This is a genomic window from Shewanella sp. SM69, from assembly GCF_025653985.1.
Taxonomy (GTDB): Bacteria; Pseudomonadota; Gammaproteobacteria; order Enterobacterales; family Shewanellaceae; genus Shewanella; species Shewanella oncorhynchi.
The window spans coordinates 39945-66456 of record NZ_JAKKRV010000021.1; the positions used below are offsets into that span (position 1 = coordinate 39945).

The 26512-nt window shown below is 45.5% G+C and carries 29 protein-coding genes; 15 read left to right on the forward strand and 14 right to left on the reverse strand.

What is annotated here, in order from left to right; genetic code table 11:
• Positions 1-122: 122 nt before the first annotated feature.
• From L5M37_RS21080 to L5M37_RS21090, 3 genes are all read right to left on the reverse strand, one after another.
• Positions 123-1010 (reverse strand): phosphoribulokinase, encoded by an 888-nt coding sequence (locus L5M37_RS21080; protein WP_011847692.1) that lies wholly within the window; start codon positions 1008-1010, stop codon positions 123-125.
• A gap of 90 nt (positions 1011-1100) precedes the next feature.
• Positions 1101-1346 (reverse strand): YheU family protein, encoded by a 246-nt coding sequence (locus L5M37_RS21085; protein ID WP_263168357.1) that lies wholly within the window; start codon positions 1344-1346, stop codon positions 1101-1103.
• Positions 1330-2373 carry a hydrolase gene (locus L5M37_RS21090; RefSeq protein ID WP_263201774.1) on the reverse strand — a complete coding sequence of 348 codons (1044 nt, stop codon included), beginning with the start codon at positions 2371-2373 and terminating at the stop codon, positions 1330-1332. The genes L5M37_RS21085 and L5M37_RS21090 overlap by 17 nt, the downstream gene beginning before the upstream one ends.
• A 188-nt stretch (positions 2374-2561) precedes the next feature.
• On the opposite strand from L5M37_RS21090, the gene L5M37_RS21095 reads away from it, so the two are divergent.
• The 3 genes from L5M37_RS21095 (at position 2562) to L5M37_RS21105 (ending at position 5195) form a co-directional block, all read left to right on the forward strand.
• Positions 2562-3068, forward strand: a complete 507-nt coding sequence (locus tag L5M37_RS21095) for a TAT leader-containing periplasmic protein (protein ID WP_105251529.1) — start codon at positions 2562-2564, stop codon at positions 3066-3068.
• Positions 3069-3137: 69 nt separating this feature from the next.
• Positions 3138-4733, forward strand: a complete 1596-nt coding sequence (locus L5M37_RS21100; RefSeq protein WP_263201775.1) for a GMC family oxidoreductase — start codon at positions 3138-3140, stop codon at positions 4731-4733.
• A 51-nt stretch (positions 4734-4784) separates the two neighbouring features.
• Positions 4785-5195, forward strand: a complete 411-nt coding sequence (locus L5M37_RS21105; protein WP_263201776.1) for a GFA family protein — start codon at positions 4785-4787, stop codon at positions 5193-5195.
• A 78-nt stretch (positions 5196-5273) separates the two neighbouring features.
• Here the strand turns inward: L5M37_RS21105 and L5M37_RS21110 are convergent, their stop codons facing one another.
• Positions 5274-5735 (reverse strand): TIGR02444 family protein, encoded by a 462-nt coding sequence (locus L5M37_RS21110; RefSeq protein WP_263145332.1) that lies wholly within the window; start codon positions 5733-5735, stop codon positions 5274-5276.
• Between the two features lie 54 nt (positions 5736-5789).
• Positions 5790-7703: an ABC transporter ATP-binding protein gene (locus L5M37_RS21115; protein WP_006082953.1), complete on the reverse strand. Its 1914-nt coding sequence runs from the start codon at positions 7701-7703 to the stop codon at positions 5790-5792.
• Positions 7704-7956: 253 nt separating this feature from the next.
• Here L5M37_RS21115 and L5M37_RS21120 point away from each other — a divergent pair, with 253 nt between their 5' ends.
• Positions 7957-8160 carry a YheV family putative zinc ribbon protein gene (locus tag L5M37_RS21120; protein ID WP_012088350.1) on the forward strand — a complete coding sequence of 68 codons (204 nt, stop codon included), beginning with the start codon at positions 7957-7959 and terminating at the stop codon, positions 8158-8160.
• Between the two features lie 201 nt (positions 8161-8361).
• Here L5M37_RS21120 and L5M37_RS21125 read toward each other — a convergent pair whose 3' ends face one another.
• Positions 8362-8775 (reverse strand): GNAT family N-acetyltransferase, encoded by a 414-nt coding sequence (locus L5M37_RS21125; RefSeq protein ID WP_263201777.1) that lies wholly within the window; start codon positions 8773-8775, stop codon positions 8362-8364.
• A gap of 119 nt (positions 8776-8894) precedes the next feature.
• On the opposite strand from L5M37_RS21125, the gene L5M37_RS21130 reads away from it, so the two are divergent.
• The 6 genes from L5M37_RS21130 to L5M37_RS21155 all read left to right on the forward strand — a co-directional run bounded on the left by L5M37_RS21130 (position 8895) and on the right by L5M37_RS21155 (position 15131).
• The gene (locus L5M37_RS21130) at positions 8895-9290 is read left to right on the forward strand and encodes a SirB2 family protein (protein WP_006080263.1); all 396 of its coding nucleotides are present in this window, start codon (positions 8895-8897) and stop codon (positions 9288-9290) included.
• On the forward strand, positions 9290-10078 hold the full coding sequence (locus L5M37_RS21135) for a SirB1 family protein (RefSeq protein WP_105250146.1): 789 nt from the start codon (positions 9290-9292) through the stop codon (positions 10076-10078). The genes L5M37_RS21130 and L5M37_RS21135 overlap by 1 nt, the downstream gene beginning before the upstream one ends.
• Positions 10079-10234: 156 nt before the next feature.
• Positions 10235-11482, forward strand: coding sequence for a DUF819 domain-containing protein (locus tag L5M37_RS21140; RefSeq protein WP_263201778.1), 1248 nt, complete (start codon positions 10235-10237; stop codon positions 11480-11482).
• Between the two features lie 58 nt (positions 11483-11540).
• Complete coding sequence (gene kdsA, locus L5M37_RS21145) at positions 11541-12389, forward strand: 3-deoxy-8-phosphooctulonate synthase (protein ID WP_105250144.1); 849 nt, start codon at positions 11541-11543, stop codon at positions 12387-12389.
• Positions 12390-12577: 188 nt separating this feature from the next.
• Positions 12578-13450 carry a DMT family transporter gene (locus L5M37_RS21150; RefSeq protein ID WP_105250143.1) on the forward strand — a complete coding sequence of 291 codons (873 nt, stop codon included), beginning with the start codon at positions 12578-12580 and terminating at the stop codon, positions 13448-13450.
• Positions 13451-13610: 160 nt separating this feature from the next.
• Positions 13611-15131 carry an EAL domain-containing protein gene (locus tag L5M37_RS21155; RefSeq protein WP_263201779.1) on the forward strand — a complete coding sequence of 507 codons (1521 nt, stop codon included), beginning with the start codon at positions 13611-13613 and terminating at the stop codon, positions 15129-15131.
• 91 nt (positions 15132-15222) lie between these two features.
• On the opposite strand, the gene L5M37_RS21160 is transcribed toward L5M37_RS21155, so the two are convergent.
• The 4 genes from L5M37_RS21160 to L5M37_RS21175 all read right to left on the reverse strand — a co-directional run bounded on the left by L5M37_RS21160 (position 15223) and on the right by L5M37_RS21175 (position 18591).
• Entirely contained in the window at positions 15223-16536 is a 1314-nt protein-coding gene (locus L5M37_RS21160; protein ID WP_263201780.1) for an ammonium transporter, read from the reverse strand.
• Complete coding sequence (locus tag L5M37_RS21165) at positions 16533-16871, reverse strand: P-II family nitrogen regulator (RefSeq protein ID WP_105250140.1); 339 nt, start codon at positions 16869-16871, stop codon at positions 16533-16535. Before L5M37_RS21165 ends, L5M37_RS21160 begins: the two co-directional genes overlap by 4 nt.
• Before the next feature lie 350 nt (positions 16872-17221).
• Entirely contained in the window at positions 17222-18178 is a 957-nt protein-coding gene (locus L5M37_RS21170) for a ketopantoate reductase family protein (RefSeq protein ID WP_263201781.1), read from the reverse strand.
• Between the two features lie 50 nt (positions 18179-18228).
• Positions 18229-18591 carry a VanZ family protein gene (locus tag L5M37_RS21175; RefSeq protein WP_105250138.1) on the reverse strand — a complete coding sequence of 121 codons (363 nt, stop codon included), beginning with the start codon at positions 18589-18591 and terminating at the stop codon, positions 18229-18231.
• Positions 18592-18746: 155 nt separating this feature from the next.
• Between L5M37_RS21175 and L5M37_RS21180 the strand changes: the two genes are divergently transcribed.
• Positions 18747-19232 carry a YajQ family cyclic di-GMP-binding protein gene (locus tag L5M37_RS21180; protein WP_263201782.1) on the forward strand — a complete coding sequence of 162 codons (486 nt, stop codon included), beginning with the start codon at positions 18747-18749 and terminating at the stop codon, positions 19230-19232.
• Positions 19233-19353: 121 nt separating this feature from the next.
• On the opposite strand, the gene L5M37_RS21185 is transcribed toward L5M37_RS21180, so the two are convergent.
• The 4 genes from L5M37_RS21185 to L5M37_RS21200 all read right to left on the reverse strand — a co-directional run bounded on the left by L5M37_RS21185 (position 19354) and on the right by L5M37_RS21200 (position 22628).
• Positions 19354-20769: an AmpG family muropeptide MFS transporter gene (locus tag L5M37_RS21185; protein WP_219250383.1), complete on the reverse strand. Its 1416-nt coding sequence runs from the start codon at positions 20767-20769 to the stop codon at positions 19354-19356.
• A gap of 284 nt (positions 20770-21053) precedes the next feature.
• Positions 21054-21374: a hypothetical protein gene (locus L5M37_RS21190; RefSeq protein ID WP_028761869.1), complete on the reverse strand. Its 321-nt coding sequence runs from the start codon at positions 21372-21374 to the stop codon at positions 21054-21056.
• A 73-nt stretch (positions 21375-21447) separates the two neighbouring features.
• Positions 21448-22032 (reverse strand): peptidylprolyl isomerase, encoded by a 585-nt coding sequence (locus L5M37_RS21195; protein ID WP_263201783.1) that lies wholly within the window; start codon positions 22030-22032, stop codon positions 21448-21450.
• A 29-nt stretch (positions 22033-22061) separates the two neighbouring features.
• Positions 22062-22628 carry a YajG family lipoprotein gene (locus L5M37_RS21200; protein ID WP_105250136.1) on the reverse strand — a complete coding sequence of 189 codons (567 nt, stop codon included), beginning with the start codon at positions 22626-22628 and terminating at the stop codon, positions 22062-22064.
• A 227-nt stretch (positions 22629-22855) separates the two neighbouring features.
• Here L5M37_RS21200 and L5M37_RS21205 point away from each other — a divergent pair, with 227 nt between their 5' ends.
• From L5M37_RS21205 to L5M37_RS21220, 4 genes are all read left to right on the forward strand, one after another.
• A complete protein-coding gene (locus tag L5M37_RS21205; RefSeq protein ID WP_372833719.1) occupies positions 22856-23380 on the forward strand; it encodes a porin family protein in 525 nt (174 codons plus the stop codon).
• 215 nt (positions 23381-23595) lie between these two features.
• Positions 23596-24627 (forward strand): DUF2804 domain-containing protein, encoded by a 1032-nt coding sequence (locus L5M37_RS21210; protein WP_105250134.1) that lies wholly within the window; start codon positions 23596-23598, stop codon positions 24625-24627.
• A 131-nt stretch (positions 24628-24758) separates the two neighbouring features.
• Positions 24759-25625, forward strand: a complete 867-nt coding sequence (locus L5M37_RS21215; protein WP_131523721.1) for a sterol desaturase family protein — start codon at positions 24759-24761, stop codon at positions 25623-25625.
• Positions 25626-25794: 169 nt separating this feature from the next.
• On the forward strand, positions 25795-26418 hold the full coding sequence (locus L5M37_RS21220) for a hypothetical protein (RefSeq protein WP_006080282.1): 624 nt from the start codon (positions 25795-25797) through the stop codon (positions 26416-26418).
• The last annotated feature ends 94 nt before the right edge of the window (positions 26419-26512 follow it).

Here is a 26512-nt window from a genome sequence, read left to right on the forward strand (position 1 = left end):
TCGCCTGAAATCCCGATGCCGACAAGATTAGCGCTAGTGGCTTAAATAAAACTTAATCCATTGCAAAAAAAGACTTTATTTCCTTAGCCTTTAGTCAAAATTGCCCACAAATCCTCAAGGTTTCAGTTCGCCTCTGGAGTATTAAGTTGTTGACGTTTTTCCATCAAATCTTTAATCAAAGGCGTAAGGATCAGCTCCATCGCCAGCGACATTTTGCCGCCGGGGACGACGAGTGTGTTGACCCGTGACATAAATGAACCTTGGATCATATTGAGGTAATAGGGGAAGTCGACATTATTGATACCGCGGAAGCGGATCACCACAAAGCTCTCATCTAAGCTCGGAATATCTTTGGCACTAAATGGGTTAGAGGTATCGACCGTCGGTACTCGCTGAAAGTTAATGTGAGTGCGGGAGAACTGTGGCGTCATGTGCTTAATATAGTCGTCCATACTGCGCACAATTGACCCCATGACTTTTTCACGGCTGTGGCCACGCTCCGAAGTATCGCGGATAATTTTTTGGATCCACTCTAAGTTGACTATGGGGACCATGCCGATCAGCAAGTCCACATGCTGGGCGACATTGGCATCACCAGTAACTACGCCGCCATGTAAGCCTTCGTAGTAGAGCATATCGGTATTTTCAGGTAGTGGTCGCCATTGAGTAAAAGTGCCGGGCATCTGGTTAAAAGGCACTGCCTCATCGAAGGTGTGTAAATAGCTGCGGGTTTCACCTTGGCCTGTGGTGCTGTAATCGCGAAAGCATTGCTCTAAACGAGCAAAGTTATTAGCCTCTGGGCCAAAATAGCTAAGATTGCGGTTTTCAGCTTGGGATTTGCGGATCATGACTTCCATTTCGGCGCGGGTAAAATGATGAAAACTGTCGCCTTCGACAAAGGCGGCGTTGATCCCGAGTTGGCGAAAAATATGGCTAAAGGCGGTGGTAGTCGTGGTGGTTCCCGCGCCTGATGAGCCTGTAACTGCAATAATGGGATGTTTTGCTGACATTTTTTCTACCTAGCTAGGAACCAAAAGAGCCGCTTATGGGTAAGCGATAAAAACGCGAGTACTATTTATACGGTACAGAGGTAGGACTGGTCAATCTTGCTGCTGTGCTATTTGATCTGCTGAACGTATGGCGAAGGATTCATCGTCTTCACTGTACTCTAATTTCAGCTTGCCTTGCTTAAGTGCTTGTTGACATTGGATTATAGCTTGAGCAAGCTCCTGTTCATCGAGACTGGCAAAGCTGCCATCCTCCACTTGACCTAAGAGATATTCGCGGATCACATTGGCGAGCGTTTCCTTGGGGAGTTGTAATAGGGTTTCATAGGGAATGAGCATCGGTGTTTCCTTGGGTGATATTGTCGCCGTTGATTGGGTCTGCGCTAAGCGAGTCAACACTTTGATCGCCTAATAAAAAATGTAAAATCCGTCTCTCAAGGTAGAAGCGCGGTTTCCAAGGTGTACCGCCTTCGATAAAGCCGACATGGCCGCCATAGGGATGCAGTTCGTATTCTACATAGCCCGACAATTGACTTGATTGGGGGATCACTTCATCGGTCATAAAGGGATCGTCCTTAGCATGTATGATGAGCGTCGGTTTAGTTATGCGGCTGACAAAGGGTAAGCCACTGGCACGCGTATAGTAATCGTCGACGCCGTCAAAGCCGTGTAATGGCGCTGTGACTTTATCGTCAAAATCATAGAAGGTATTTAAACGGTCGACCTGTGACTGGCTCAACGGCATAGAGATGGTTAAGTCGGGATCATTCAGCTTATGGCTGATTTTTTGCTGCAACTGTTTGATTAAATAGCTTTGATATACCTTCGAAAAACCATTTTCTAAACGTTTTGCGCAGGCGGACAATTGCAGCGGCGCCGAGACAACCACAGCGCGAGCTAATAAACTGTCATCCTGATATTCGCCCTGATACTTAGTCAGTACATTGCCGCCTAAACTGTAACCTACGGCTAATAAGGGCGATTGCGGATACGCGCTTTTCAGTGTCGATAGACTAAACTGTAAATCGTCCGTATCGCCACTGTGATAACTGCGGGCGAGGCGATTGGCCTCACCCGAACAACTTCTGTGATGGTGCACGACGGCAGCGAGTTGCTGTTCTTTACAGGCTTGCAGTATCCGCCGCGCATAATGGGACTGAGCACTTCCTTCTAAGCCGTGGATGATCACCACGATCGGTTTGCCAGACTGTGGAACATCCTGCCAATCTAAATCGATAAAATCGCCATCAGGTAACTCTAAGCGCTGCCGCTGTAATGCTGGTTTGGCCACTTTAGTGAATACGGGTAAAATCGTTTGTATATGGGGACTCTTGGCCCACCAAGGTGGCATAAAGGAATTTGGCATAGATGTTTATCTTGGTATCGGCTATTGCTGAAAATTAAAACGTGTGTTTAATTTATACCCAAACCAACTCAAAATGCTGAAATTCGTATTTTGAGGTCGCTTGGGTATAAACTCGCGGCCATTGTAGCACAATTGTTTTTTATGCTGATATTTAGGCCGACATTTAGGTTGATAATTAGGAGATAGAGATGAAGCGACGAACCTTTATAATGGGCGCGTTTGCCGGTACGGCGGCGTTAGCCTTAGGGGTTAATCTCTATTCTCCTGAGTTTAGTTTACCCGAGGATAGCGAAGGCAAAGATTATCGCTTGTTGTTTAGCGTGCTTTTGCCTGTGATGCTCGACGGCGCCTTGCCTGATGTGGCCATCCATAAGTTGGCGGCGCAAAACCGCACTTTAGATGCCATCAAACAGTCGATTGCTGTGTTACCCGATGAGCAGCAGACCGAATTGTTTGAGCTGCTCGATATGCTCGAAAATCGTCTTGGTTTACTAGTACTCACCTCGAGCATGACGCCGCTATTGATGCGCTCTCCCGCCGAGTTAACTGATATGTTAGAAACCTGGCGCCACAGTTATTTTGCTTTGTTACAAACGGCTTATCTCGGATTGCGGGAATTAGTGATGGCAAGTTACTACGCTTGTCCTGAGCACTGGAGCCGCCTGCATTATGCCAAGCCTGAACTGTTCAAATAGCGAGTCCATTTTTAACCTAATCAAACGCCGAATAATAAGCATCTTACCCGCGACAGTGGAGCACTCAAGTTGGCAATCATAGATCCTATAGTGAATGGTTTAAACTCTGGTTGGTTGCACACTGATGCGAGCCAATTGCAAGAAAACCAGCAGTTTGAAGCCGATGTGATTATTGTCGGCACAGGTGCTGGCGGCGGTGTGGCGGCTGAAATCCTCACCCAAGCTGGGTTGAGCGTGATCATGATTGAGGCGGGACCGCTAAAATCCTCCAGCGATTTTAATATGGAAGAGCGGGTCGCTTACCCCAACTTGTATCAACAAGCTGCGGCGATGAAAACCGCCGATAAGGCGATCGGGATTTTTCAAGGCCGCGCAGTCGGTGGCTCAACCACAGTTAACTGGACCACTTCTATTCGCACTCCGACCGAGGCGTTAGCTTTTTGGGCGCAACATAAGTCGGTTGCTGGGCTTAATCGCGAGAGTTTAGATCCTTGGTTTGAGCAAATGGAACAACGGCTCAACATTCATGAATGGAATTATGAGCCTAATCGCAATAATGCCGCCCTGAAGCAAGGTTGTATCAATCTTGGCTGGGAATACACTGTGATTAAACGCAATGTGGCGGGTTGCTGGAATACCGGCTATTGCGGAATGGGTTGTCCGGTCAATGCGAAGCAATCTATGTTAGTCACTACGATTCCCGCGGCACTTGAGAAAGGCGCGCAGCTGATCAGTCGCGCTAAAGTGACTAAGATTGAGCACCATAATGGTCAAGTGTTTGCGTTAAAGGCGCAGGCGCTGGATGTGAATTTACGACCCACTGACGTTGAGCTGTTATTTAAGGCTAAACATTATATTTTGAGTGCGGGTGCTATCCATACACCGACGATTTTGATGCGTTCGCAAGTGCCCGATCCCCACCAACTTTTGGGTAAACGCACCTTTTTACATCCTACTTTGTTATCCGGCGGCGTATTTGCCGATTCGATCAATGGCCATAGCGGTGCGCCGCAATCTATCTATTCCGATGAATTTGTGTGGAACAATGGCGCCGATGGTGAGCTGGGTTATAAACTCGAAGTGCCGCCGGTGCATCCGATTTTAATTGCCTCTAAAACCTTAGGATATGGTACAAGTCATGCTGAGTTAATGTCACAATTCAATCAGTTGCAAGTGACTATCGCTTTGATCCGCGATGGCTATCATCCCGACAGTCAAGGCGGTGAAGTACACTTAACGGATAAGGGTTTTGCTTTAGATTATCCGCTGACCGATGCCTTTTGGCGGGCCGCGAGACGCGCTTTTGCCAGTATGGCGGAGTTACAATTCTCGGCGGGCGCCTTAAAAGTGTTGCCGATCAGCGATGGTATGCCTTACTTGTCCTCGTGGAAAGACGCCAAAGAGAGCATTGCGCAGATGTCACTCGCGCCACTGCGCACTATCGTCGCATCGGCGCACGTAATGGGTGGTTGTCCCTTCGGCGAAGATGAAAAGCTTTCTATGGTCAACAGTTATGGTCAGTCGCACTATTTAGAGAATTTATCTGTAATGGATGGCTCTATCTTCCCGACCAGCCTTGGCGCTAACCCGCAGCTGTCAATTTATGGCATCACGGCACGTAATGCTACCGCACTCGCACAGAAGCTCACTGACGGTAAAGCCTGATGTTATCTTATCAAAATGCAGCTTAGCTTGATAAAGCTTGATGGGGTGTGAATGTCTGAAAACATATTACGGGAAGGTGGTTGCTTATGCGGCGCGATTCGTTATCAGATTGAAGGTGAACCCTTTGATGCGGATTATTGCCACTGCCGTTCATGCCAAAAAAGCACGGGATCTGCATTTGGGGCTTGGATGGATTTTAAACTCAGCCAAGTGATTTGGCTTAAAGGTCAGGTGACTGAGTTTGCATCGTCCGAGTTTATTCGCCGTGGATTTTGTGACAAGTGCGGTACATCGTTAACTTACCGACATACTCAATATCCTGATTATTCGACCTTGAGCATAGCGAGTCTGGACGATGCTAATCAAGTTCAGCCTAAGTACCATATTTATACTGAGAATCAGCTGAACTGGTTGGTGATCGAGGATGACTGTGAACGCTATCCGCAAGCACGTAGCCGTTAGCGATTTGATGATTACTGCGTTGATTTGATTGAGCTCGATCTAACTTGGCTGTGCTTGATTTAACGTGATTTGGTTAGATCAGGGCGCGATTAAGCCGATTTCGTTGGCGTCTATTTCACTGAGTCCAAACAGGCTTAAGTAGCTCACGAGATTTGTCGTTTGGCCGTTTGGGCTGAGTTCATTGAGTTTATTTAAGATGGTTCGTTGCGCTTTACGTTCCATCATCAGCTCAACGGCGAGCATCTGCTGATACTCTTGTTCATTCAGGCTGGACTTAGCGAGTTTACGTAATTTGCGGTAGGGCATGAGAAATCTTTCATCCCATTCACCTACTGCATTCATCAGTGTTTGCCATTGGTCTGTGCTGTATTGCTGCGGCCCAGACACATCCATAGTGATATCTAAATATTGCGCCAGTAGCAGTAGATTGACGTTCACCTGACAGCTATTTTGCAATTCGAGGCAGAGCGCTTTGTTTTGCGCATAGCTCATATCACACCATTGCCAGAGTTGACTGTCGAACTGGGTTAAAACCGCCATACTATTTCCTTGTATTGCCGCTGCTACTGACTTTTATGTAAAAGAACGCTGGAGTTATTGTTGCTCCATGACCTCTTGCTCCATTGCATCTATCTCTTCTTGCAACTCGAGCCATTGCATTTCACTGTCTTCTAAGGTTTGCGTCAAGCTCGTTCGCTCGGTTAATACCGAGGTTAGCTTGGCTTTGTTATCTTGATCATACAATTCGCTATCGGCCAGCAAGTGCTCTAGCTCGGCGAGGCGTTCGCTCAGCTTTTGTTGCTCGGTTTCTAACTTAGTTTGTTTGCGCTTGAGCGGTGATACCTTTTGGCGGATCTCGGCCTCGAGGCGTTTTTGTTGTTTTTTATCGGCGGCAGGTTTGATCTCGTCGCTGGTGCTGTTTTGATTCGAGTTAGCTTTCGCCGCATCGAGCAACCATTGGTGATAATCGTCTAAGTCGCCGTCGAAGGCGCGTACTTCACCTTGATCGACCAGATAGTAATCGCTACAGGTTAATCGCAGTAAATGCCTATCATGCGAGACGACAACCATAGCGCCTTCAAAGGTTTGCAATGCCATTGTCAGAGCGTGGCGCATCTCTAAGTCTAAATGGTTGGTGGGTTCATCGAGCAGCAATAGGTTAGGGCGTTGCCAAACTAACAGTGCTAACACTAAACGGGCTTTCTCGCCGCCAGAAAAGGGGCGCACAGGTGAAAGCGCCATATCGCCGTTAAAACCAAAACCGCCTAAGAAGTTGCGCAACTCTTGCTCTCTGGCATTGGGTGCAAGACGCACTAAATGCTGCATCGGCGTATCGTCGAGGCGCAAAAATTCGATTTGATGCTGGGCAAAGTAACCGATATTGACGCCAGGGTTAGGTTCATACAAACCTGTCATTGGCGATAATTGACCCGATAACAGCTTGATTAATGTCGATTTACCCGCGCCGTTACGGCCAAGCAAACCAATACGCGCACCCGGTACTAAGTTTAAATGCACCTTGCTCAGGATTGGCTTATCGCTATAACCGATAGCGACTTGCTCCATCTTAATCAGTGGATTGGGCAGGGCTTCTGGGGCGCGAAACTCCATATAAAATGGGCTGTCGGCTTGAGACGGCAACAACTCAGTCATGCGCTCTAACGCCTTTAAGCGGCTCTGGGCTTGTTTGGCTTTACTTGCTTTGTAACGGAAACGGTCAACGAAGGACTGCATGTGCGCACGTTCTTTTTGTTGGCGTTCGAAGGCAACCTGTTGCTGCGACATACGTTCGGCACGAATGCGCTCAAAGGCACTGTAATTGCCTTTGTAGAAATTGAGTTTTTGATTTTCAACGTGGACGATTTCATCAACGATTTCATCGATAAAGTCCCTATCATGGCTGATTAAAATCAGCGTGCCTTGATAGGACTTAATCCAACCTTCGAGCCAGTACATGGTATCTAAGTCTAAGTGGTTGGTGGGTTCGTCGAGGAGCAATAAGTCAGAGCGGCACAGTAACGCTTGGGCTAAGTTGAGGCGCATACGCCAGCCGCCCGAAAAGCTTTTCACTGGATTGCTTTGATCGGCTTCACTAAAGCCCAGACCCGCTAACAATGAACCCGCGCGCGAATGAATCGCATAACCACCGATAGCGTCGATTTTGCCGTGTAAGAGTGCGATGGCATTGCCGTCGTTATCTTCTTGGGCCTTGTGTAATAGGGCTTCTAATTGACGATATTCGCTATCGCCATCGATCACATATTCCAGTGCCGAGACGTCGAGCGCAGGGGTTTCTTGGGCCACAGTGGCAATTTGCCAGCCAGAAGGCAGACTAAATTCACCTTTATCTAGGCTTAAGTGACCTAAAATTAATGCGAGCAGTGAAGATTTGCCTGTGCCGTTAGCACCGACTAAACCGACCTTATGGCCGGGATAAATCGTGAGAGAGGTCTCATCTAGCAGGGTTTTGCTGCCACGGATTAATTGCGCTTGGTTGATGCTGATCATTGACTACAACTTGGTTAGAACGTGAATTCGTCAGGGCACAGATAATAGCGTACAACCCAGTTTCAAACCACAGCCTGACCCGATAACTCGGACAATTATTCGACTTTTCAGGACGATCTTCAGCGAATCGCATTACATCGGCTTAAGGCCTCATACTTTCAGGTAACACTAGTATTCAATCATCAGTGTGGCAAAATAGCGGCAATTTCTTCGGCCGAGTCCCTTGGCCCTGCTATCTGGTCCTTTATCTATTATGACAAACACTAAAATCAAAAAGCGTTTCGTAGCCGGTGCTAAGTGCCCAAAATGCAGCGCCAAAGACAGTATTTTACTCTACAAGGAAAACGGCATCGAAACCGTTGAATGTACTGAGTGTGATTACCGTGAACAGCAAACCGATGAAAAGGTCACAGAAAAAGCCACCGGCGCAGTGATCGGCGTGTTTAAACCGGATTAGGTTGAAGATTTAATTCAATTGGGTTGCTTCGGCTGAGGACGCCTGTCCTATCTTTTATTTTTCCGTTTGTAGCTTTGCGAGTAAAAGGTGCGCAAATCATTAACCACTCGCAATTAGCTCAAGTTCATTGAAACGGCCTGAGTTAGATATCAGAAATGGTAGCCTAAGCATTGGGACGGTTATGACCGCTTACCTTAAATATCACAACACTTTTACCATAAAGAATTTACTGCCGGTTTCTGGGTAGGCTTGTTGTATCCACTGCACGCGATAGTCGTGGCGCTCATAAAAGGGCTTAGCTTGAAAATCTAAGGTATCGAGTAGGGCAAATTGGCAGCCGCGCTCCTTTGCTTGGCTTTCTGCGGCTAATAATAAGCGCGTGCCGATACTTTGGTGTCTTAAAGAATCATTGACCCACAGATAGTCGATTAACAACCAATTGCCGAAGGTTTTACCGCTGATCCCTGCTAACAGTTTACCTTCGGAGTCCTGTAGTTTGAGTCCGAGATTTTTACGGCTAAGCCCCTGCCATTGGACTTGGTTGAACTCGACAATTTTTTGTTTTACAGCGTTGGCGAACTCGGTTGATTCATCATTAATTAAGCTTAAATTCATCGTCACTTCTCGTTTGATTTTTTATGATGTTAGCTCTGAATATCTAGGCTGATAGGCATTGGTATGCCGCCAAGGATTAGGGTAAACTAGCGCCTTTGTCACTGGCCATAAGTATCGTAATGGAAACTTTTTACAGTCTATATCCTGCGGTTAAACATCTGCATTTTACCTTTATCGCGTTGAGCGTGTTATTGCTTACCGTGCGCTTTGTCCTGCATCTGCGCCAATCGGCTCTGATGGAGAAGAAGCTGCTCAAGATAGCGCCCCATGTTATCGACACTTTCCTACTGCTGTCGGGCTTAACTTTGTGTTTTATGATCCAGCAATTTCCTTTTGTGGATCCTTGGATGACCGAAAAAATCGGTGCTGTAGTTGCTTACATTGTCCTAGGCGCCATTGCCATAAAAGCGAACAGAAACAAATTGTTCAAAGTGTTTGCTTACTTAGGCGCGATAGGTTGGTTGGTTTATGCTGCTAAATTGGCTCATTTTAAACAAGCGGTATTATTGGGTTAATGGGTAACTACACTCTGCAAGATGGCATTTCATTGCCCGAGTCGGCATTGGATGTAGGTGCGCACCTTGGATTTTCTAAACTTGAAGCCGCTAAATGGGCTTGGTTTGAAATGGCGGGAGCCGTATTAAGTCATTACTTGGTTGATCAACAACAGCGTTTTAATGCGCTGTTGCATTGGTTTTACGAGGATTTAGGTTTTTGTGTTCGTGAGAACTACTTCAGTACAGAGGCGGCAGATTTAGGTACTTGCTTAATTAGTCGCCAAGGTAATAGTACAACGCTGGCGACGGTATTGATGTTGCTGGCGAAGCAGTTAGATCTTGAACTCGAACCCATATTGCTACCTGGCAATACGGTTCTGCGTTGTAAGATTGGCGGTGAAGTGAGTTATTTGGATCCTTTAACGGGCAAGGAACTCACCCGTCACCAGTTGCACGTGTTAGTGCGCGGCGAGTTAGGTAATGCTGCTGAACTTAAGGCAAGTTACTTAAAGCCTGCAACGGTGAAAAAACTGCTGACGCGTATGCTGCATGAGCTTAAGGCGGGTTGCATAGTGTCGCATCAATTTGAGGCAGCGATGGAGTGTTGCAGCCTGCTGTTGCAATGGCATGTTGACGATGTGCATTTGAATCGTGAGCGGGCGTTTATTGCACAGCAGTTGGGTTGTATTAATGTGGCCGCCGCCGATCTGCAGCATTTTGTTGATAATAGTCCTCACGATCCCGTGATCGAGATAGTGAAGATGCAGCTCAAAGAATTAAACGAACACGCCGAGGTTTATCACTAAAGCATAGCCTTTCGGGGCTCTGCTTATTTATTCAACTTTTATTAACGAATTCAAACCGCAAAAATAATAACACTGGGCAGATGGAAGTTTGACCCAGGGACTTAAAAGTTAAGTCTCTAATAAAAATAATAACTGTATCAACAGGGAGAAATTAGCATGACAAGCACGGCTTTAGTGACGAATGATGCCACGGCGTTAGGAATACTCGCGACAATTCTAGGTTTTGTATTTTATACCAGTAGCAGTAGTCATCCTTTTTGGCAGAAGTTTTATCGTTTTATTCCCGCCCTTTTATTGTGCTATTTCTTGCCATCGTTATTGAATACCTTTGGGGTAATCGATGGTAATACCTCACAACTGTATTTTGTGGCATCCCGTTATTTGCTGCCAGCTTGTTTAGTCTTATTGATTTTAAGCGTTGATTTAAAAGCTATTTTAAGTTTAGGGCCGAAAGCTTTGATCATGTTTTTAACCGGCACTGTCGGTATCGTTATCGGCGGCCCTATCGCCTTGTTGCTGGTGTCGGTTATTGAACCTTCTTTAATTGGGGTCGATGGCCCCGATGCGGTATGGCGTGGTATGACGACCTTAGCGGGGAGCTGGATTGGTGGGGGCGCAAACCAAGCTGCAATGAAAGAGATTTATGACGTGGGCGGTAATATTTTCTCTGTGATGGTGACAGTCGATGTGATAGTCGCCAATATTTGGATGGCAGTGCTGCTGTTTCTTGCCTCAAAAGCGAAAGAGATCGATGCTAAAACCGGTGCAGATACTTCTGCTATTGAAGCGTTAAAAGATAAAGTTGAAAAGTATCACGCTGAAAATGCACGCATTCCTAATCTGCGCGATCTTATGCTGATTGTCGCTGTAGGCTTTGGTATCACAGGTATTGCTCATATCGCCGCTGATTTTCTGGGGCCATTTTTTGAAGTGAACTATCCTTGGACCGCAGATTACAGTTTAACCTCTAAATTTTTCTGGCTAGTGGTGATAGTCACAACGATTGGTTTGGCGATGTCATTCAGCCCAGTGCGTCATTTAGAGGCGGCGGGGGCATCAAAAGTGGCTTCAGCCTTCCTTTACATCTTAGTTGCGACCATTGGTCTACATATGGATGTGAGTAAGGTGCTCGATACGCCATTGTACTTTTTAATTGGTATTGTGTGGATGATAGTTCACGCAAGCTTTATGTTACTGGTGGCTAAGCTGATTAAAGCCCCGTTATTTTATATGGCCGTAGGCAGCCAAGCGAATGTGGGTGGCACTGCGTCAGCCCCTGTAGTTGCGGCGGCATTTCACCCCGCTTTAGCACCCGTGGGCGTACTGTTAGCCGTATTAGGTTATGCGTTAGGAACCTATATGGCATGGATTTGTGGTCAAATTTTACAGTTAGTTGCGGTATAACCGCCTTAGCTCCTATTCACCGCTGGGAAAGGTTCCAGCATTTTAGAGAGAAGTTGCGATGAGTAATAAAATCATAAACCTAGGTTCAATCGAGATTGCCAACGATAAACCTTTCGTGTTGTTTGGTGGCATGAACGTGCTTGAGTCTCGCGATCTCGCTATGTCGATTGCTGAAACCTACGCCGAAGTGACTCAAAAGCTGGGGATCCCTTATATATTTAAGGCGTCTTTTGATAAGGCGAATCGTTCTTCGATCAACTCTTACCGCGGTCCAGGTATGGAGGAAGGCTTAAAGATTTTTGAAGAGATTAAAAAGACCTTTAATTTACCTTTGATCACCGATGTGCATGAAGTGCATCAGTGTGCGCCAGTGGCAGAAGTAGTTGATATTATTCAGTTACCTGCATTTCTAGCTCGCCAGACAGATTTGGTTGTCGCGATGGCAAAAACTGGCGCTATCATCAATGTGAAAAAGCCACAGTTTTTAGCACCACATGAAATGCGCCATATCATCACTAAGTTTAACGAAGCGGGTAATGACGAGATCATCTTGTGTGAACGTGGTTCAAGCTTTGGATATAACAACTTAGTCGTTGATATGTTGGGCATGGATGAGATGAAGCAATCTGGCTATCCAGTGATTTTTGATGCGACCCATGCGCTGCAACGCCCTGGTGGTCGTGCAGATTCAGCGGGTGGACGTCGCGCACAGGCAACCGAGTTAGCGCGCAGTGGTATGGCGCTGGGTTTAGCGGGTCTATTCATTGAGGCGCACCCTGATCCTGATAACGCTAAGTGTGATGGCCCATGTGCGCTGCCTTTGCATCAGTTAGAAAATTATCTGAAGCAAATGAAAGCGATCGACGATTTGGTTAAATCCTTCGAGCCAATCGATACCAGTAAGTAATCGCAAGCTAAGACTTAATGAATTAGTGACTTAATCCTAAAGCCTCGACTCGTTCGGGGCTTTTGTTTTTCAGTCGAGGAATGTGATTGGTATAGCCCCGTAGCTATCTGAAACATTAATGTTTTATGATGGGCTTTACCTAACAATCTTGTTTTTATAGCCGACCAGATTCTTTACGGAATACCTTTATGTGGATCTTACTCACTTTGCTGGCGGCATTTATGCAGGCTTGGCGTAATGCGTTTCAAAGCCAGCTGAGTAAAGAAGTGAGTGTTGCGGGCGTGACCTTAGCGCGTTTTATTTGGGCTGGGCCGATTGCCGCCGTGTATTTGGCGAGCTTATATCTTTGGCAGGATGTCGGAATCCCCGATTTTAGCGACCGTTTTATCGGTTTTATTCTCGGAGCATCGGCGATGCAAATTCTCGCGACGGGCTTGATGGTGAAATTGTTCAAGCAACAGAACTTTGCCGTTGGTGCTGGGCTAGCCAAGAGTGAAGCTGTGGTCGCGGCGATCTTAGGCACAGTGTTTTTTGGGACGCATTTATCCCTTTTAGGTTGGTCGGGAGTGTTGTTGGGTGGTGTGGCAATTTTTCTCATGAGTGCCAAACAAGGCCTGCGAAGTCTGTCGCTCAATACGGTATTGATTGGTTTAGCCTGTGGTACTTCGTTTGCGCTGACATCGCTTTGGGTACGAGAAGCGAGTTTATGTTTGAATATTGGTTTCCCCCATAGCGCAGCTTGGGTGTTGCTATTTGTGATAGGCCTACAAACTTTGCTGTTAGTCAGTTATTTGTTGCTTAAGGATAAATTTACGCTGATAGCATTATGGCAACGACCTAAGTTGACTTTACTGACAAGCATCGCCAGTTGTTTAGGTTCTATCGGTTGGTTTAGTGCTATGTCGTTGCAGGCTGTGCCCTATGTTAAAACCTTAGGTCAAGTTGAAGTTTTCTTTATGATCTTGATTGCCACCTTTTGGCTGAAGGAAAAAGTAAAGATAAAAGATATGCTAGGGTTAGTCTTGATCGCTATCGCCGCTATTTTGGTGATGTGGGAATAGACTAAATTAATAGAAGGTGTGATGGTTTTTTAGACTAAAATAGAACTCGATTCAGTGTGTTTATATCAAGCAAACATTCGCTGAGATACAAATATACACACGTCTTGCTCCATAGATTTTGATACCATTTTTAACCGAGCGCTGTGCGAGTTAAGGATATATGCGAAAAAAGTTAGCAAAATTAAATCTGTCATTATGGCAATGGCTGGCAGTCATATTGTTTCCAATTGGAATTGCTGCTGTCGCAAGTTATCTCTCTGCACAGTATTTTGTTGAAGATAAAGTCAAAGGTGTGGGGGCTATTTATGTGAGTCATATTGATACTTTGGTGTCCCATGCTAATGAAATCAGCCATTATGCATTGGCATTGAAGGATTCTGAGTGTCAAGAGTTATACAACTATATGTTGTTCCAACCCTACTTTCGCTCGGCTTTAATATATGATTCACAACATGTTTATTGCTCTTCTAAAACCGGTGATATTGATACTCCCCTGAGCATTGTTAGTGCTACCGAAAATCTTGAAATATCTAACCAGTTTATTATTACGGGCACACCTTTTATGCCTGAGGTGCCCGCGATAGTATCATCTAAATGGGACCCTAAATCTAAACACGGCGCTGCTGTCATTATAGAAGGACAATATTTATTAGATTCCTTTGTACAGCCCGATGTGTTTCCCAGCGCAGTTATCAATGTCGCTTTATCCATCAATGGTAAAACGATTCCTGAATCACTCGAGTTTATCAAAAATGAGGTAATGACTTTAGATTCTGAGGATCATCGTTTTTCGGTGTTACTAGAAATGTCACCTGCTTTTTTTAGGCATTTTTTTTGGATATTTTTTGCCATCTCATTACCCTTTAGCATTATTTTGATTACGGGTTCTATCTTGTTTGTGCTCTATTCACGGTTATCTCGTCACTCCCTTGCTGATGATATTCGTAGCGGGATAGAGAACGAAGAGTTCTTTTTGGTTTATCAGCCTGTGATCTGTGCTGAGGACGGTAAGGCCAAAGGAGTCGAGGCATTAGTGCGTTGGCAGCACCCACAAATGGGCTTAGTGCGGCCTGATTTGTTTATTCCTATCGCCGAAGAGAGCAAGTTGATTGTTCCATTGACCAATTATATCTTCGAAAAGGCATTAAAAGATTTTGCTAATATGAAGGTTGAATCGGGCTTTAGAGTCGCGTTTAACGTGGCGCCAGAGCATTTTACCCAAGATGATATAGAGTCGAAATTTATTCATCTGCGGGATTCTTTGGATCGTATTGGCGTTAAGCCTTTAATCGAAATCACCGAACGGCAATTATTAACGCCGGATATTTGCCAGCGCATTGAAAGCTTACGCCAGTTGGGGATTTTAGTGGCTATCGATGACTTTGGTACTGGGCAAACAACCTTATCTTTGTTACAAACCATGCCATTGGATTACTTGAAAATCGATAAATGCTTCATCGATACCATAGGGCAGGACTCCGTGACTTCCCACGTGCTCGATACCATTATTGAGCTCTCCCATAAGATGAATTATGTGGTGGTGGCTGAAGGGGTTGAAACGCAGGAGCAGGCAGATTATTTGACCAGTCGCCAAGTCCATTTTTTACAAGGTTATCTCTTTGCTAAGCCCATGAAGCTGGTGGATTTAAAGTTATGGTTGGTCGAGCATTTTAAAAAGTAGCATCATGATGTAAGTCAGCCATCAGGGCGCCTTGGTGCCCTTATGGCTATTGAACTGTCTTAAAACTAAAGGTTCTGGCTCGAGGTTCTGATTAAAGGCTATAACCCGTTTCTTCGTGTTCCGATAAATCTAAGCCGTTAACTTCTTGTTCTGTGCTGACGCGAAGGCCGCCAAGTAGCTTACGGATGATCACAAACAGCAACCAAGTGACCACCGCAGTATAAGTGAATGTCGCCGCAACCCCGATAATCTGTACCCCAAGTTGGTCTATCATAGTGTCGTTCACTGCCGCAAAACCGTAGCCGCTAAAGACGCCTAATTGGGTCGAGCTAAATACTCCTGCCAAAAGGGTACCGAGAATACCGCCGACACCGTGCACGGGGAAAACGTCTAAGGAGTCATCGATTTTAAGTTTCTGTTTGATATAAACCGTTGAGTAAAAACACACGATTCCACCGAGTAAACCTATGACTAAGGCGCCTGCTGGGCCAACATAACCTGAGGCGGGAGTGATAGTGCCTAAGCCTGCTACCATGCCGGTGACTATGCCAAGGGCGCTGGGTTTGCCAAACTTAATCCACTCAATTGCCGCCCATGTCATCGCGCCCATAGAAGCGGCGAGATGAGTGGCTAGAATCGCCATGGCTGCGGTGCCGTTAGCGCCTAGCGCACTGCCGCCGTTAAAACCGAACCAACCCACCCACAGCATGCCCGCACCTGTGACAGTCATCGTCAGGTTATGCGGCATAATCGCCGAGTTTAAAAATCCTTTGCGTGGACCTAGCACTTTAGCGGCCACGAGCGCAGCAACCCCTGCGGTGATATGCACCACGGTTCCGCCCGCGAAATCATACAGTCCTAGCTGTGCTAACCAGCCACCGCCCCACACCCAGTGGGTGATCGGCGCATAAACCATTAATAACCAAGCACCTGAAAAGATAAGCACAGCTGAAAACTTCATTCGCTCGGCAAAACCACCGATGATTAAAGCTGGCGTTATGATGGCAAAGGTCATTTGAAATAGCATAAACAGCGGCTCGGGAATATCCCCGCTAAGACTATCGCGACCAATACCTGACAGTAGCGCTTTGTCTAAGCCACCGATGAAACTGTTACCTGTGTCGAATGCGAGTGAGTAACCTAGCCCGAACCATAAAACTGACACTAGGGCGGCAATAGAGAAGCATTGCATCAATATTGAAAGCACGTTTTTACTGCGAACTAAACCGCCGTAAAACAAGGCTAATCCTGGCAGGGTCATCAACAACACTAATGCGGATGAGCTTAAGATCCACGCTGTATTTGCAGCGCTAAATTGACCATCATCGGCGACGGCGTTCATCGTCAATATACTGAATAATATCAATAGGTATTTAATACTGAGTCTGAAGCTCACTTGCATCATAAGGCATCAACTCCTTCTTCCGAAGTGCGAATGCGCACCACTTGTTCTAACGAAGTCACAAAGATTTTGCCATCACCCACTTTGCCCGTATGGGCTGCAGCAATAATGGCATCAATAACGGCATCTTCTTGATCGGAATGAATGGCAACTTCGAGTTTAATCTTAGGTAAAAAGTCCACTGCATATTCAGCACCACGATACAATTCCGTATGGCCCTTTTGGCGGCCAAAACCGCGTACTTCAGTGACTGTCATGCCATGGACGCTGAGCTGGGTTAAAGCTTCACGTACATCGTCTAATTTGAATGGTTTAATGATTGCGGTGACCAGTTTCAATTTTCTCTCCAACAAGCTGCAGACTCAATTTATTGGAATAAAGCAGGAATTAGGCCATATAGATAAAGCATTTATTATCATTGCGTTAACATTAAAACGCACCGAAATAGCTTAAAATTTTGGTGCAAAACAGTGCAAAGCAAAGTTAATCTGCCCTGATTTGGTGCGTATTGTTGGTGCAAGGTAAATTTGCTTGACTAGCATGAGTGCAGCAAAAGCCGAGTGAGTATGGCGCTAGGGTAATTCGCGTTTTAATGCGGTAAATAAAAAGTGGGGATTTAGCAAAAAATTAAAAATTATATAAATTAAACATAATGTTATATTTAGTTTTATTATGTGATTTTTCTTGCTTAAGCTTCTAGCTGTTTGACGCGCGCCCAGAGGTCAGCATTAACTGGCGCACTTAAACCGTGCGCTCGTGCACGCTCACAGATATAACCATTAATTTGGTCTATCTCAGTTCGTCTTTGGTGTGCAATATCTTGGTGCATCGATGAGAAATTCCCCGCAGTGAGTCGGATCACCTGATAGACCCTGTCGTGTAACAATTGTTTATCGAGAGGCACGCCCTCGAGTGTGGCAACCGTGACTAACTCGTCGAGAATGCCTTTAATCATGTCACTAAAATCTGGCTCGGCGAGTGTGCCATTAGGACATTGATATAGTGCTGTAAGCGGATTAATTGCGGCATTAACGGCGAGTTTCTGCCATAGACAAGGCACAATGGCATCCACCCATTCACTGTTGGTGATAGCCGTCAGTAAAGCATTGCGATAATGCTCAGTGAGCTCTGTACCTGCAAAATGCCCAAATTGAGTTAGCCCTTGTCCCGTTTGCCTAATTTGCCAACTGGCTTGACGTAACACCCCTTGGGAAGTTGTCCCTAGGCTTAGCCCTCTGTCATCAGCTTGCGAATCAATTAGCGGCGCTAGGGCTAAATGAGGTCCCATGCCATTGTGTAATAACAAAATGTGGCATTGTCTGGGCAGTTGGTTAAGTAAGGGCAAAAGTGCATCGAGCACTTGATAGGCTTTGACGCAGACAATCACGAGGCGGATATTATCGAGCGCATTGGCCGCTAAGATAGGCACAGAATACTGGAGTGCGTGTGTTTTCTGTTGATTATCATTGGCCGGCGTTAATGGAGTGACGCTAAGTGTCTGCTGTATAGATGCAATTGAATCGCGGCCGATAAGACCAACACCCATGCCCGCTGTAGTCAGTTGGTGGCAAATAAGCTGCCCAACGGCACCAGCACCTAAAATCGCAATATCCACCACGCGATTTATGTTCACAGCATGAGTCATATGTGTAGCCTTAAGGTATCGGTCATCAGTACCAGTTTGAAGCGCCTGAGTTAATCTTCTCGCAATTGCGCTGCGCGGAAGTATTTGCCATAGGCCCAATTGCAAAAGTAAAACAGTGCAATACCCGAAAAGTCGGCAATAACGTCACCCACAGAAGCGCTACGGTAGGGCAAACGTGATTGCACTAACTCAATTAAAATGGCGTAGCTTGCCAGTGTGAGAGATAACCAATACCACTTAGGTTTGAAAGCAAGATAGGTGAGATAGGAGAGGCAAAAAAAGCTCCCAAGATGGCCTACCTTGTCGATATTCGGAATACTTTGCGAATAGGTTGGTCTGGAAAATACCAGATAACTGATCACGACAAAGGCTACGGCTAAAGCCAGCTTAAATAGGGTGTTTTTAGTTATCACAAATATGTTTGTATTAGCTTAGAGTGGGGCAATGATAGGAAAATGTGTGGCTAAAGTCACCCATGATTACGCTTTTATTCTAGGCTTTACCTTCAACTTAGGCCTGTGTGTGGGTAAACTAGCTGCATATTAATTTGATATGGGACATAAAAACTATGCCTTCAATGGATATTGTGTCAGAAGTGAATGAAGTTGAACTGCGTAATGCGGTTGATAATACTAAGCGTGAGCTGGCGACACGTTTCGATTTTCGCGGTAAAACGGCTGACGTGGAATATAAGGACCATGTGGTCACGTTAACCGCTGAAGATGACTTCCAATGCCAACAATTAGTGGACATTTTACGTATGCAACTGAGCAAACGTAATGTGGATCCGTCTTCGATGGAAGTCGATGAGAAAGCCATCCACAGCGGTAAAACCTTCTCCCTAAAAGTGAAGTTTAAAGAAGGTATAGAAACCTTAATTGCTAAAAAACTGGTCAAGCTAATTAAAGACAGCAAACTTAAAGTGCAAGCGTCTATTCAGGGCGAGAAAGTACGAGTTACAGGTAAAAAACGTGACGATTTACAAGCTGTCATGGTGTTGGCACGTGAGTCTGAGTTAGGCCAGCCTTTCCAATTTGATAACTTTAAAGATTAATCGAGCAGAATTGGTTTAACGTGATGCAGTATCGCGTTTGCCATTTCGTCTTTAAATGTAAAAGCCCTCACACTAAGGTGTGAGGGCTTTTTTATATTGATGACATAAGTGCTATGAGACCTTAATCCGATTTTGTTGGTGCACTTTTTGATGAATCATCCATTAATGATGTGCTTGGATGCGGCGCATACTTGTTGACTAAGACAACCAAAAACAACACCGGAAAGCCAATAACACTGGCGGCGACAAAGAAGTTCACATAACCAAATGCGTCGACATAAGCGCCCGAGAAGCCCGCGATAAATTTAGGGAAAAGCAACATAATCGAAGACAGTAAGGCATATTGCGTTGCACTGTAGCCGTTGCTAGTGAGACTCGAGAGATAGGCTATAAATGCCGCCGTGGCTATCCCAGCGCTGAAGTTATCCACGGAAATAGCAAAGGTTAAAAAGGGCACGTTGTAGCCAATCACTGCCTGCCATGCGAATAGCAGATTGGTTACGGCAACCAGTAAGGCACCGAGGAAAAGGATTTTCATAGTTCCGAAGCGGGCTAACAAAACACCGCCGAAGGCTGCGCCGACTAAGGTCATGATCAGGCCATAGATTTTACTCAAATAGGCAATTTCTTCCTTAGTGAATCCCATGTCCACATAAAAGACGTTCGCCATAATCCCCATCACAATATCCGAGATCCGGTAGCAAGAAATCAGTAATAAGATAAGGATAGCGCTGCGGCCATAGCGTTTGAAAAAGTCGATAAAGGGTAAAATACTGGCCGTATATACCCAAGATATGCCCGCTGCGATAATTCTAGGATAACGTGCACTTAAGCGTTGTTTTAGCACTAATTCAGTGGCATCGGCGGCGCGGGTATCGACTTCGGGTTCGCGGCTAAAAAGCGTGGTCAAAATCCCAACAGACATCAATCCTGCCATAATCAGGTAAGAAGTTTGCCATGCCACTAAGTTGTATGCCGTGTTACCGGGTTCAACCCAAGCCGCTATCGTGAGAGCACCTGCGGTGGCGATAATCATGGCGCTGCGATAACCCACTTGATAGGCCGCTGCTAGTGCGGCTTGCATCTTTTCTGGGGCTGATTCAATCCGAAAGGCATCAATAACAATATCTTGAGTGGCTGAGGCAAAGGCGACCATTAATGCGAACAGTGCCAAGCGCTCGAGATCTTTGAGAGGGTCACTAAAAGACATGCCTAAGATGGCACCAACCAATAACAACTGAGCGAACAGCATCCAGCTACGGCGGCGGCCTAGAAATCGAGTTAGCAGCGGCAATGAAAGCCGATCGACTAAGGGTGACCAAGCCCATTTAAACGCATAGGCTAAGGCTATCCAGCTGAAATAACCGATTGAAGTGCGATCAACACCAGCTTCACGCAACCAAAAGGATAACGTTGAAAATACCAGCATTAATGGTAGACCAGCAGAAAAACCCAGTAATAACAGGATCAAAACCCGCTTGTGATAATAGACACTGAGGGCATCGAGTGTACGTTGAATAAAACCTGTTGCGGACATAGGCATGAGTCTAAGTGTTTAATCCGCTTAGCTTACGGGTAAGGTGCCATAGGGTTCAAGGGCTAATGGTATTCCTTTTACTTTGGAGTCCCGTTTAGCACTATAAGATGGTTGAATATGGCTCAAGAGTTAACTGCTTGTAGCTAAAAGTTTACCGCTTATCTTTATCGCTAGCATAGATCTTGATAGTAAGGAGAGCGTAATAATGTACACACGAGGAATTGGTTTACGAAATAAAAAAGGCCCTATTACAGGGCCATTTTTTATCGATAGGAATGCTGAACTTAAGGTCTTATCCCGATGCATCCCTGCGGCACTCGGCCTCCTAAACTCAGGTAGTCACAGCAATCATTTACTTGCTTACGCAGATATTGATTACCGCGGATCACACAGTCAGGCCACCTGTTAAAGCTGTGGAGCAAGTGCCAAAACACTTTTTCAGTTTCAGTTTGCGCTTCGCCAGTCGAATTCAGTTGCTGCCATTCTTCTAACGTGTCCCATAAGTAAAGTTGCACTTCATGGAAGTCGAGTTCTTCACTCAAAAACGCTTTTCCATAGAAGGCGAGTTGGGGCGCTTTATTATCGATGAACTCAGTTGCCGTCATCGTTTGCCTCCTTTCTGTTTACTATCACAGTATAGATGCAAAATTAGCGCTTTTGCTCGAAATTATATTTTGATTACTGTTTTGGTAATAATTTGGCTTTTTTCAATATGATAGGGGTAACAGGAACATCGGGCCAATTGAGCTTAGTGTTAGTTCCTGTCTCAACGACAGCCATAGCTTCGAGGACGGTTTTACCTTCAATCACTTCACCAAATACGGCATAACCCCAACGACGTTTAGAGGGATCGAGTTTAGTGTTGTCGGCTACGTTAAAGTAGAACTGACGAGTGGCTGAGTGCGGCTCGTTTTCACGTGCCATGGCGATAGTGCCAATGCTATTTGTTAGGCCATTTCCTGATTCGTTGACTATCGGCTTACCCTCGGGGAGCTCTTCATACTTGGGGGTGAGTCCGCCGCCTTGCACCACAAAGTCACTGATCACGCGGTGAAATATTGTGTTGTCGTATTCGCCTTTAACGACATGAGTTAAAAAGTTATCGACAGTGATTGGTGCACGAGTTCTATCTAGCTCGACCACGATTTTGCCTAAGCTAGTATCAAATTCGACTCTGGGATACAAGGTATCGGCCTGAATGTCGAGTGCGAGGCTATGATGACTCATAAAGATGAGTAAGAGGGCTGATATCCAACGGAGCATATTGATTTCCTTATAATAAACTGACGCTGTTATTTTTGTAGAAACTGATTAAGCTCAGGATCGTTTAGAATCTCGCCGGTAAGTTGGCCGAGCAATTTGTTCATATCCAGTTCTAAGGTTGCAAAATCGGGCGTTAAAGGACCTTTTAAAGTGCCTTTGGCTTTATAGCGTTTAACCAGCTCTTGGGTGGAGTTTTTGGCTTGAACTGCGATTAACACACTGTGTTTTGCCTCATAGCCAAAGGTCTTTTTAGTGATATCCATTTGCAATTCTTCTAATTGAATTTGCACTGAATTAGTTGCGCTTGGGTCGATTTGGTAGCCTGCTTGAGCAAAACCTGCGCGGAATACTTCATCAAGTAACAGTTTAGGCGGTTCGCTCGGGCCAACTAAACGTGTTTTTGTCCCTTCTTCAATAAAACGAGCAACATAATCGACTGTGCGTGTATCTACCGTTTCAAGAGCGATAGGTACAAGTTGCGCCGTTTGTTGGCTGATATTGGGCACTTGAGGGCTGAAAGCCATATGAGTCGGATTTTGGCTGGCACAGCCCGCGAAGAGCAGGGGGAAAGTCAAGGTCAGTAATAGCCGTTTCATGGGATCTCTCGTACAAGTAAAAGTGGCTACAGCATACCAGAAATCACTTTTGATGCCACAGAACAGCGTGATTCAGTTGAGGTACAGCTTTTATTGCTAATATCTTGTGCTCATTATTCACATCCGTGTTTTCTGTGCATTCACATCATTTATTCGCATAGTTACAAGGCATGGAAGGCAGGTTAAATATGGAAAAAATATCATTCACTTCGTTATTTGTTGGCCTGATGCTGGCGTCAGGCATGATGAGCTCCAATGCGCTCGCGGGCGATTCTGCCCATATACTGGGTGGTAGTTTAGGTTACGGTACCCAAGAATTTGAAACTAAGAACGGTAAATATGATGCGGGTGACACCTTAACCAGCGACTTATATTACCGCTATATGCTCAACGAGCATTTTGGGTTTGAGGCGGGTTATTTAGCGGGTTCAGGTGGGGTGGCGAGTGCGCTTGTTAGCGTCATCAGTGAGATAAAAGATTTACGTTACCAAGGTGTTAGAACCGCCGCTTACGGTGAGTATGCTTTGTCTCGTGGTAACAGCCTGTATGCCAAATTAGGCGCTGCTTACACTCAAGTCAGCTATGAGATAGATAAACAAGATATGGACTCGGATGATGTCGGTTTTTATGGCGCTGCAGGCTGGCAATATCGATTTAAGTCAGGATTCGGTTTGAATTTGGAATACCAATATATCCCGATGAAAGAGCTTGAATTACAGGGGATCAACTTTGGTATTAGCTACCGATTCTAATCTTTCCTTATCCAACGATTAAAGCGCCTTTAGGCGCTTTAATCGTTTTACAAACAAGGAATTTAAAACATTAAACCGAATACTGGCTGGCAACAAAATGACAACATTTTGTCCTTGCACTCTTTTAATGCAATGGGGGACAGGTTAGAGTAAAAATTCGATGTTTAGAATGAGAGAGCATAGATGCTCCCGCGTCTTTTTTGTAAGGCTTAGTCATGTTAACGATAGCAACGCAAATCGCCCCAGATAACCTGATCAATCCGAAGGGGTTACCCCATTTCGGTCATTTCGATGGCATAGTCAAAACCTTAGGTTTAGCGGACTTTGCCTATTTCGATACTATGGATAAACCTGCTTCAGCGTGGGCTAAGCATTTCGATTATAAACAATTTCAGTTTGTCTCTTTGGTCACGCCGCGTTATGTCCTAGGCATCGCGCTTGCCGATATTGCCTACGTCGGCAGTGCTTTTTGTTATTTATACGACATAAAAACCAACACACTCACCCAGCTTGATTGGTTAAAACCTTTGAGGTTTGGCTATCAGATGACACCATCGCCAGCCGAGGGCCGAAGTAGTATTGGCCGTAAAGGGGCGCAGTTAAGCTTTGAGATTGTAGAGGGCGGTTGGCGGTTAGTGATTGATACTAAAAATATTCAAGCCGATGTGACTTTACACTCAGCCCCCTTAAGTTTGCCTATGGCTATGTGTAGTCCTACTGGATACAACGGCTGGACTTACACACAAAAGCATAATGGTTTGACCGTTAAAGGTAGTTTGACTGTGGGTCATGAGCCGCAGCCGCTGAATCAAGCTTTAGCAGGCTATGACTTTTCAGCGGGTTACATGCGCCGTGATACCAGTTGGCGCTGGGCGTCAATTAACGCGCGGATCCATGAGGGCATTATGGGGCTTAATTTAGCGGCGGGTGTTAATGAAACTGGGGCTACTGAAAATGTCTTTTGGATTAATGGCGAGCGTCATTTACTCGGGCCAGTGCAATTTGAGTTTGATCGCCATGCCACGCTCGGCGCCGAGGTTTGGCGAGTCTACAGTCAAAATGGCCAAGTGGATTTGCAGTTTGCGGCGCGCAATTGTCGCAGTGAAAAGCGTAATTTGCTCTTGCTTAAGAGTAATTTCCGCCAATTCATCGGTCATTTCAGTGGCACGATTACCGATAATCAAGGGCACAGTTACCAGTTAAATAATGTTCTGGGACTCGCCGAAGATCACTATGCTCGCTGGTAGCTAACGGCGACTAACGGATCGCAGCTGCCTGCGTTGTGGCGTTGAATGCGGTTTATAGAATGTAGTCAGAGTTTTTATAAAAGTAACAATAAAAATAATCATAAAATAAAAATAGAACAGGATGATCTTATATGGATATCGCCTCGCTGATCCAGCACCCAGAATTGTTACTGCTGGTGCTTGCACCTTTGTTTTTCGTGTGTATTTTGCTGGAATGGTACTTTGGCGATAAAAGACAAAAGCTACCGTTAAGTGCACGTTATCGCGGCCAAGAAGTGCTGTGTAATTTCAGCCTCGCGGCCATGCACCAAGGTGCCGATCTGCTCACTGGTTTGCTGATCGCTAAGCTGTATTTGGCGATTTTTGGTTGGAAGTTATTCGATATTGAAATGGGCCCATTGAGCTTTATTGCCTTGATGGTCGCGCAGGACTTTTGTTATTACTGGTTCCACAGGGCGAGCCACAGAGTCCGCTGGATGTGGGCGGCTCACGTGGTGCATCATAGCTCTGAGAATATGAATTTTAGCACTGCGTTTCGTCAGAGTTTAATGTATCCCTTTGCAGGCATGTGGGTATTTTGGTTACCGCTGGTGGTCATAGGTTTCGATCCAAACTGGGTGGTGTTTGTGGTATTACTCAATCTGGGATTGCAATTTTTTGTGCATACCCAAGCGATTAAATCACTCGGACCGCTGGAATGGGTCTTCAATACTCCATCACATCACAGGGTGCACCACGGTCGTAATCCCCAATATATAGATAAAAACTATGCGGGTGTGCTGATTATTTGGGACAAGCTGTTTGGCACTTTTGAGCCCGAGGTAGAGACTGTGATTTACGGCATCACTAAGCCAGTGAATAGTTTTAATCCCTTTAAAGTGACTTTTAGTGAATGGCGAGACATGTTTGCAGAGGTCACAGCGACAGGCTTGAGTGTTAAACAACGACTGCGTATCTTGTTTGCTCCACCTTCCAGCAGTTTAAAAAGCGAGGAATAACAATCCACTGCATTTTCCAAGTTAAATAGCGCAAATGGCTAATAGAGTCTTGAATTTAGCCTTGCTAGCATATATTCCGTTTTTTGCCACTGTTTTGGTGTAAAAATGTACAATCCCATACTTTGGTGGTACTTTTTGGGGTAAGGAGTTTAACTCGGGAGGACTTATCATGATGGATGAACCTCGATTATCCGCGGAGGAGCTTGCTTGTTTTAGCGAACTTTTTTCGCCGACTCGTGTGGGCACAGCCTTGACTAACGATCCCCTAGTCAATCACGTGCTCACAGTCACAACTGAAGTACCGCAAGTTATCGCCTCGATTCTCGGTAAGGCAAAACTCACTCTATTGGCCGAAGTCGGACCCTATAAACTCTGGTTTCCGCTACTGATGAAAGTGGATGACTTTGGTCAGTTTCAACCCACTTTAGGTGTACCTGAAGTGCTAGATGCCTCGGGAGTGGAGCGCAGTTGGCGGTTAACTCAAGCCGATGATGTGTGGATATTCGACCACGATCAAGGTGAGCAATGGTCTGTTGCCTCGCTATCTAGTTCTGGCATGGCCATTCGTGCTAAATCACAGCAGCAATTTAAACAATTGTTAGGCAGTAAAGACTTGCAATTACAATTGCCCAATGGCGAGACTATGCGCGTCGATATCGAGCCTATTCGTAGCGAGAAAGGTCTGGCTTTCGTTAAGTTTCAGGCCGAAACCGAAGAGCGTGAAGCGTTACGTCAATTCTTATTTAGTCGCCACCGTAGCCAGCACGCTCAGCTCTACCGTGACTTACGTTAGGACCTCCATTGCGACAGTTTTCGGCCTTGTGTTAGTTGACCTGTTATCTAAAAATCTCAGTTCTGCAACTTGAATGTGAAATCCACGGATTTAA

What these genes read in the sequence shown, in the direction of transcription:
- L5M37_RS21080 (WP_011847692.1), bottom strand. Translation starts at nt 1,010, where the DNA reads ATGTCAGCAAAACATCCCATTATTGCAGTTACAGGCTCATCAGGCGCG.
- L5M37_RS21085 (WP_263168357.1), bottom strand. Translation starts at nt 1,346, where the DNA reads ATGCTCATTCCCTATGAAACCCTATTACAACTCCCCAAGGAAACGCTC.
- L5M37_RS21090 (WP_263201774.1), bottom strand. Translation starts at nt 2,373, where the DNA reads ATGCCAAATTCCTTTATGCCACCTTGGTGGGCCAAGAGTCCCCATATA.
- L5M37_RS21095 (WP_105251529.1), top strand. Translation starts at nt 2,562, where the DNA reads ATGAAGCGACGAACCTTTATAATGGGCGCGTTTGCCGGTACGGCGGCG.
- L5M37_RS21105 (WP_263201776.1), top strand. Translation starts at nt 4,785, where the DNA reads ATGTCTGAAAACATATTACGGGAAGGTGGTTGCTTATGCGGCGCGATT.
- L5M37_RS21110 (WP_263145332.1), bottom strand. Translation starts at nt 5,735, where the DNA reads ATGGCGGTTTTAACCCAGTTCGACAGTCAACTCTGGCAATGGTGTGAT.
- L5M37_RS21115 (WP_006082953.1), bottom strand. Translation starts at nt 7,703, where the DNA reads ATGATCAGCATCAACCAAGCGCAATTAATCCGTGGCAGCAAAACCCTG.
- L5M37_RS21120 (WP_012088350.1), top strand. Translation starts at nt 7,957, where the DNA reads ATGACAAACACTAAAATCAAAAAGCGTTTCGTAGCCGGTGCTAAGTGC.
- L5M37_RS21125 (WP_263201777.1), bottom strand. Translation starts at nt 8,775, where the DNA reads ATGAATTTAAGCTTAATTAATGATGAATCAACCGAGTTCGCCAACGCT.
- L5M37_RS21130 (WP_006080263.1), top strand. Translation starts at nt 8,895, where the DNA reads ATGGAAACTTTTTACAGTCTATATCCTGCGGTTAAACATCTGCATTTT.
- L5M37_RS21135 (WP_105250146.1), top strand. Translation starts at nt 9,290, where the DNA reads ATGGGTAACTACACTCTGCAAGATGGCATTTCATTGCCCGAGTCGGCA.
- L5M37_RS21140 (WP_263201778.1), top strand. Translation starts at nt 10,235, where the DNA reads ATGACAAGCACGGCTTTAGTGACGAATGATGCCACGGCGTTAGGAATA.
- kdsA (WP_105250144.1), top strand. Translation starts at nt 11,541, where the DNA reads ATGAGTAATAAAATCATAAACCTAGGTTCAATCGAGATTGCCAACGAT.
- L5M37_RS21150 (WP_105250143.1), top strand. Translation starts at nt 12,578, where the DNA reads ATGTGGATCTTACTCACTTTGCTGGCGGCATTTATGCAGGCTTGGCGT.
- L5M37_RS21155 (WP_263201779.1), top strand. Translation starts at nt 13,611, where the DNA reads ATGCGAAAAAAGTTAGCAAAATTAAATCTGTCATTATGGCAATGGCTG.
- L5M37_RS21160 (WP_263201780.1), bottom strand. Translation starts at nt 16,536, where the DNA reads ATGATGCAAGTGAGCTTCAGACTCAGTATTAAATACCTATTGATATTA.
- L5M37_RS21170 (WP_263201781.1), bottom strand. Translation starts at nt 18,178, where the DNA reads ATGACTCATGCTGTGAACATAAATCGCGTGGTGGATATTGCGATTTTA.
- L5M37_RS21180 (WP_263201782.1), top strand. Translation starts at nt 18,747, where the DNA reads ATGCCTTCAATGGATATTGTGTCAGAAGTGAATGAAGTTGAACTGCGT.
- L5M37_RS21185 (WP_219250383.1), bottom strand. Translation starts at nt 20,769, where the DNA reads ATGTCCGCAACAGGTTTTATTCAACGTACACTCGATGCCCTCAGTGTC.
- L5M37_RS21190 (WP_028761869.1), bottom strand. Translation starts at nt 21,374, where the DNA reads ATGACGGCAACTGAGTTCATCGATAATAAAGCGCCCCAACTCGCCTTC.
- L5M37_RS21195 (WP_263201783.1), bottom strand. Translation starts at nt 22,032, where the DNA reads ATGCTCCGTTGGATATCAGCCCTCTTACTCATCTTTATGAGTCATCAT.
- L5M37_RS21200 (WP_105250136.1), bottom strand. Translation starts at nt 22,628, where the DNA reads ATGAAACGGCTATTACTGACCTTGACTTTCCCCCTGCTCTTCGCGGGC.
- L5M37_RS21205 (WP_372833719.1), top strand. Translation starts at nt 22,856, where the DNA reads ATGCTGGCGTCAGGCATGATGAGCTCCAATGCGCTCGCGGGCGATTCT.
- L5M37_RS21210 (WP_105250134.1), top strand. Translation starts at nt 23,596, where the DNA reads ATGTTAACGATAGCAACGCAAATCGCCCCAGATAACCTGATCAATCCG.
- L5M37_RS21215 (WP_131523721.1), top strand. Translation starts at nt 24,759, where the DNA reads ATGGATATCGCCTCGCTGATCCAGCACCCAGAATTGTTACTGCTGGTG.
- L5M37_RS21220 (WP_006080282.1), top strand. Translation starts at nt 25,795, where the DNA reads ATGATGGATGAACCTCGATTATCCGCGGAGGAGCTTGCTTGTTTTAGC.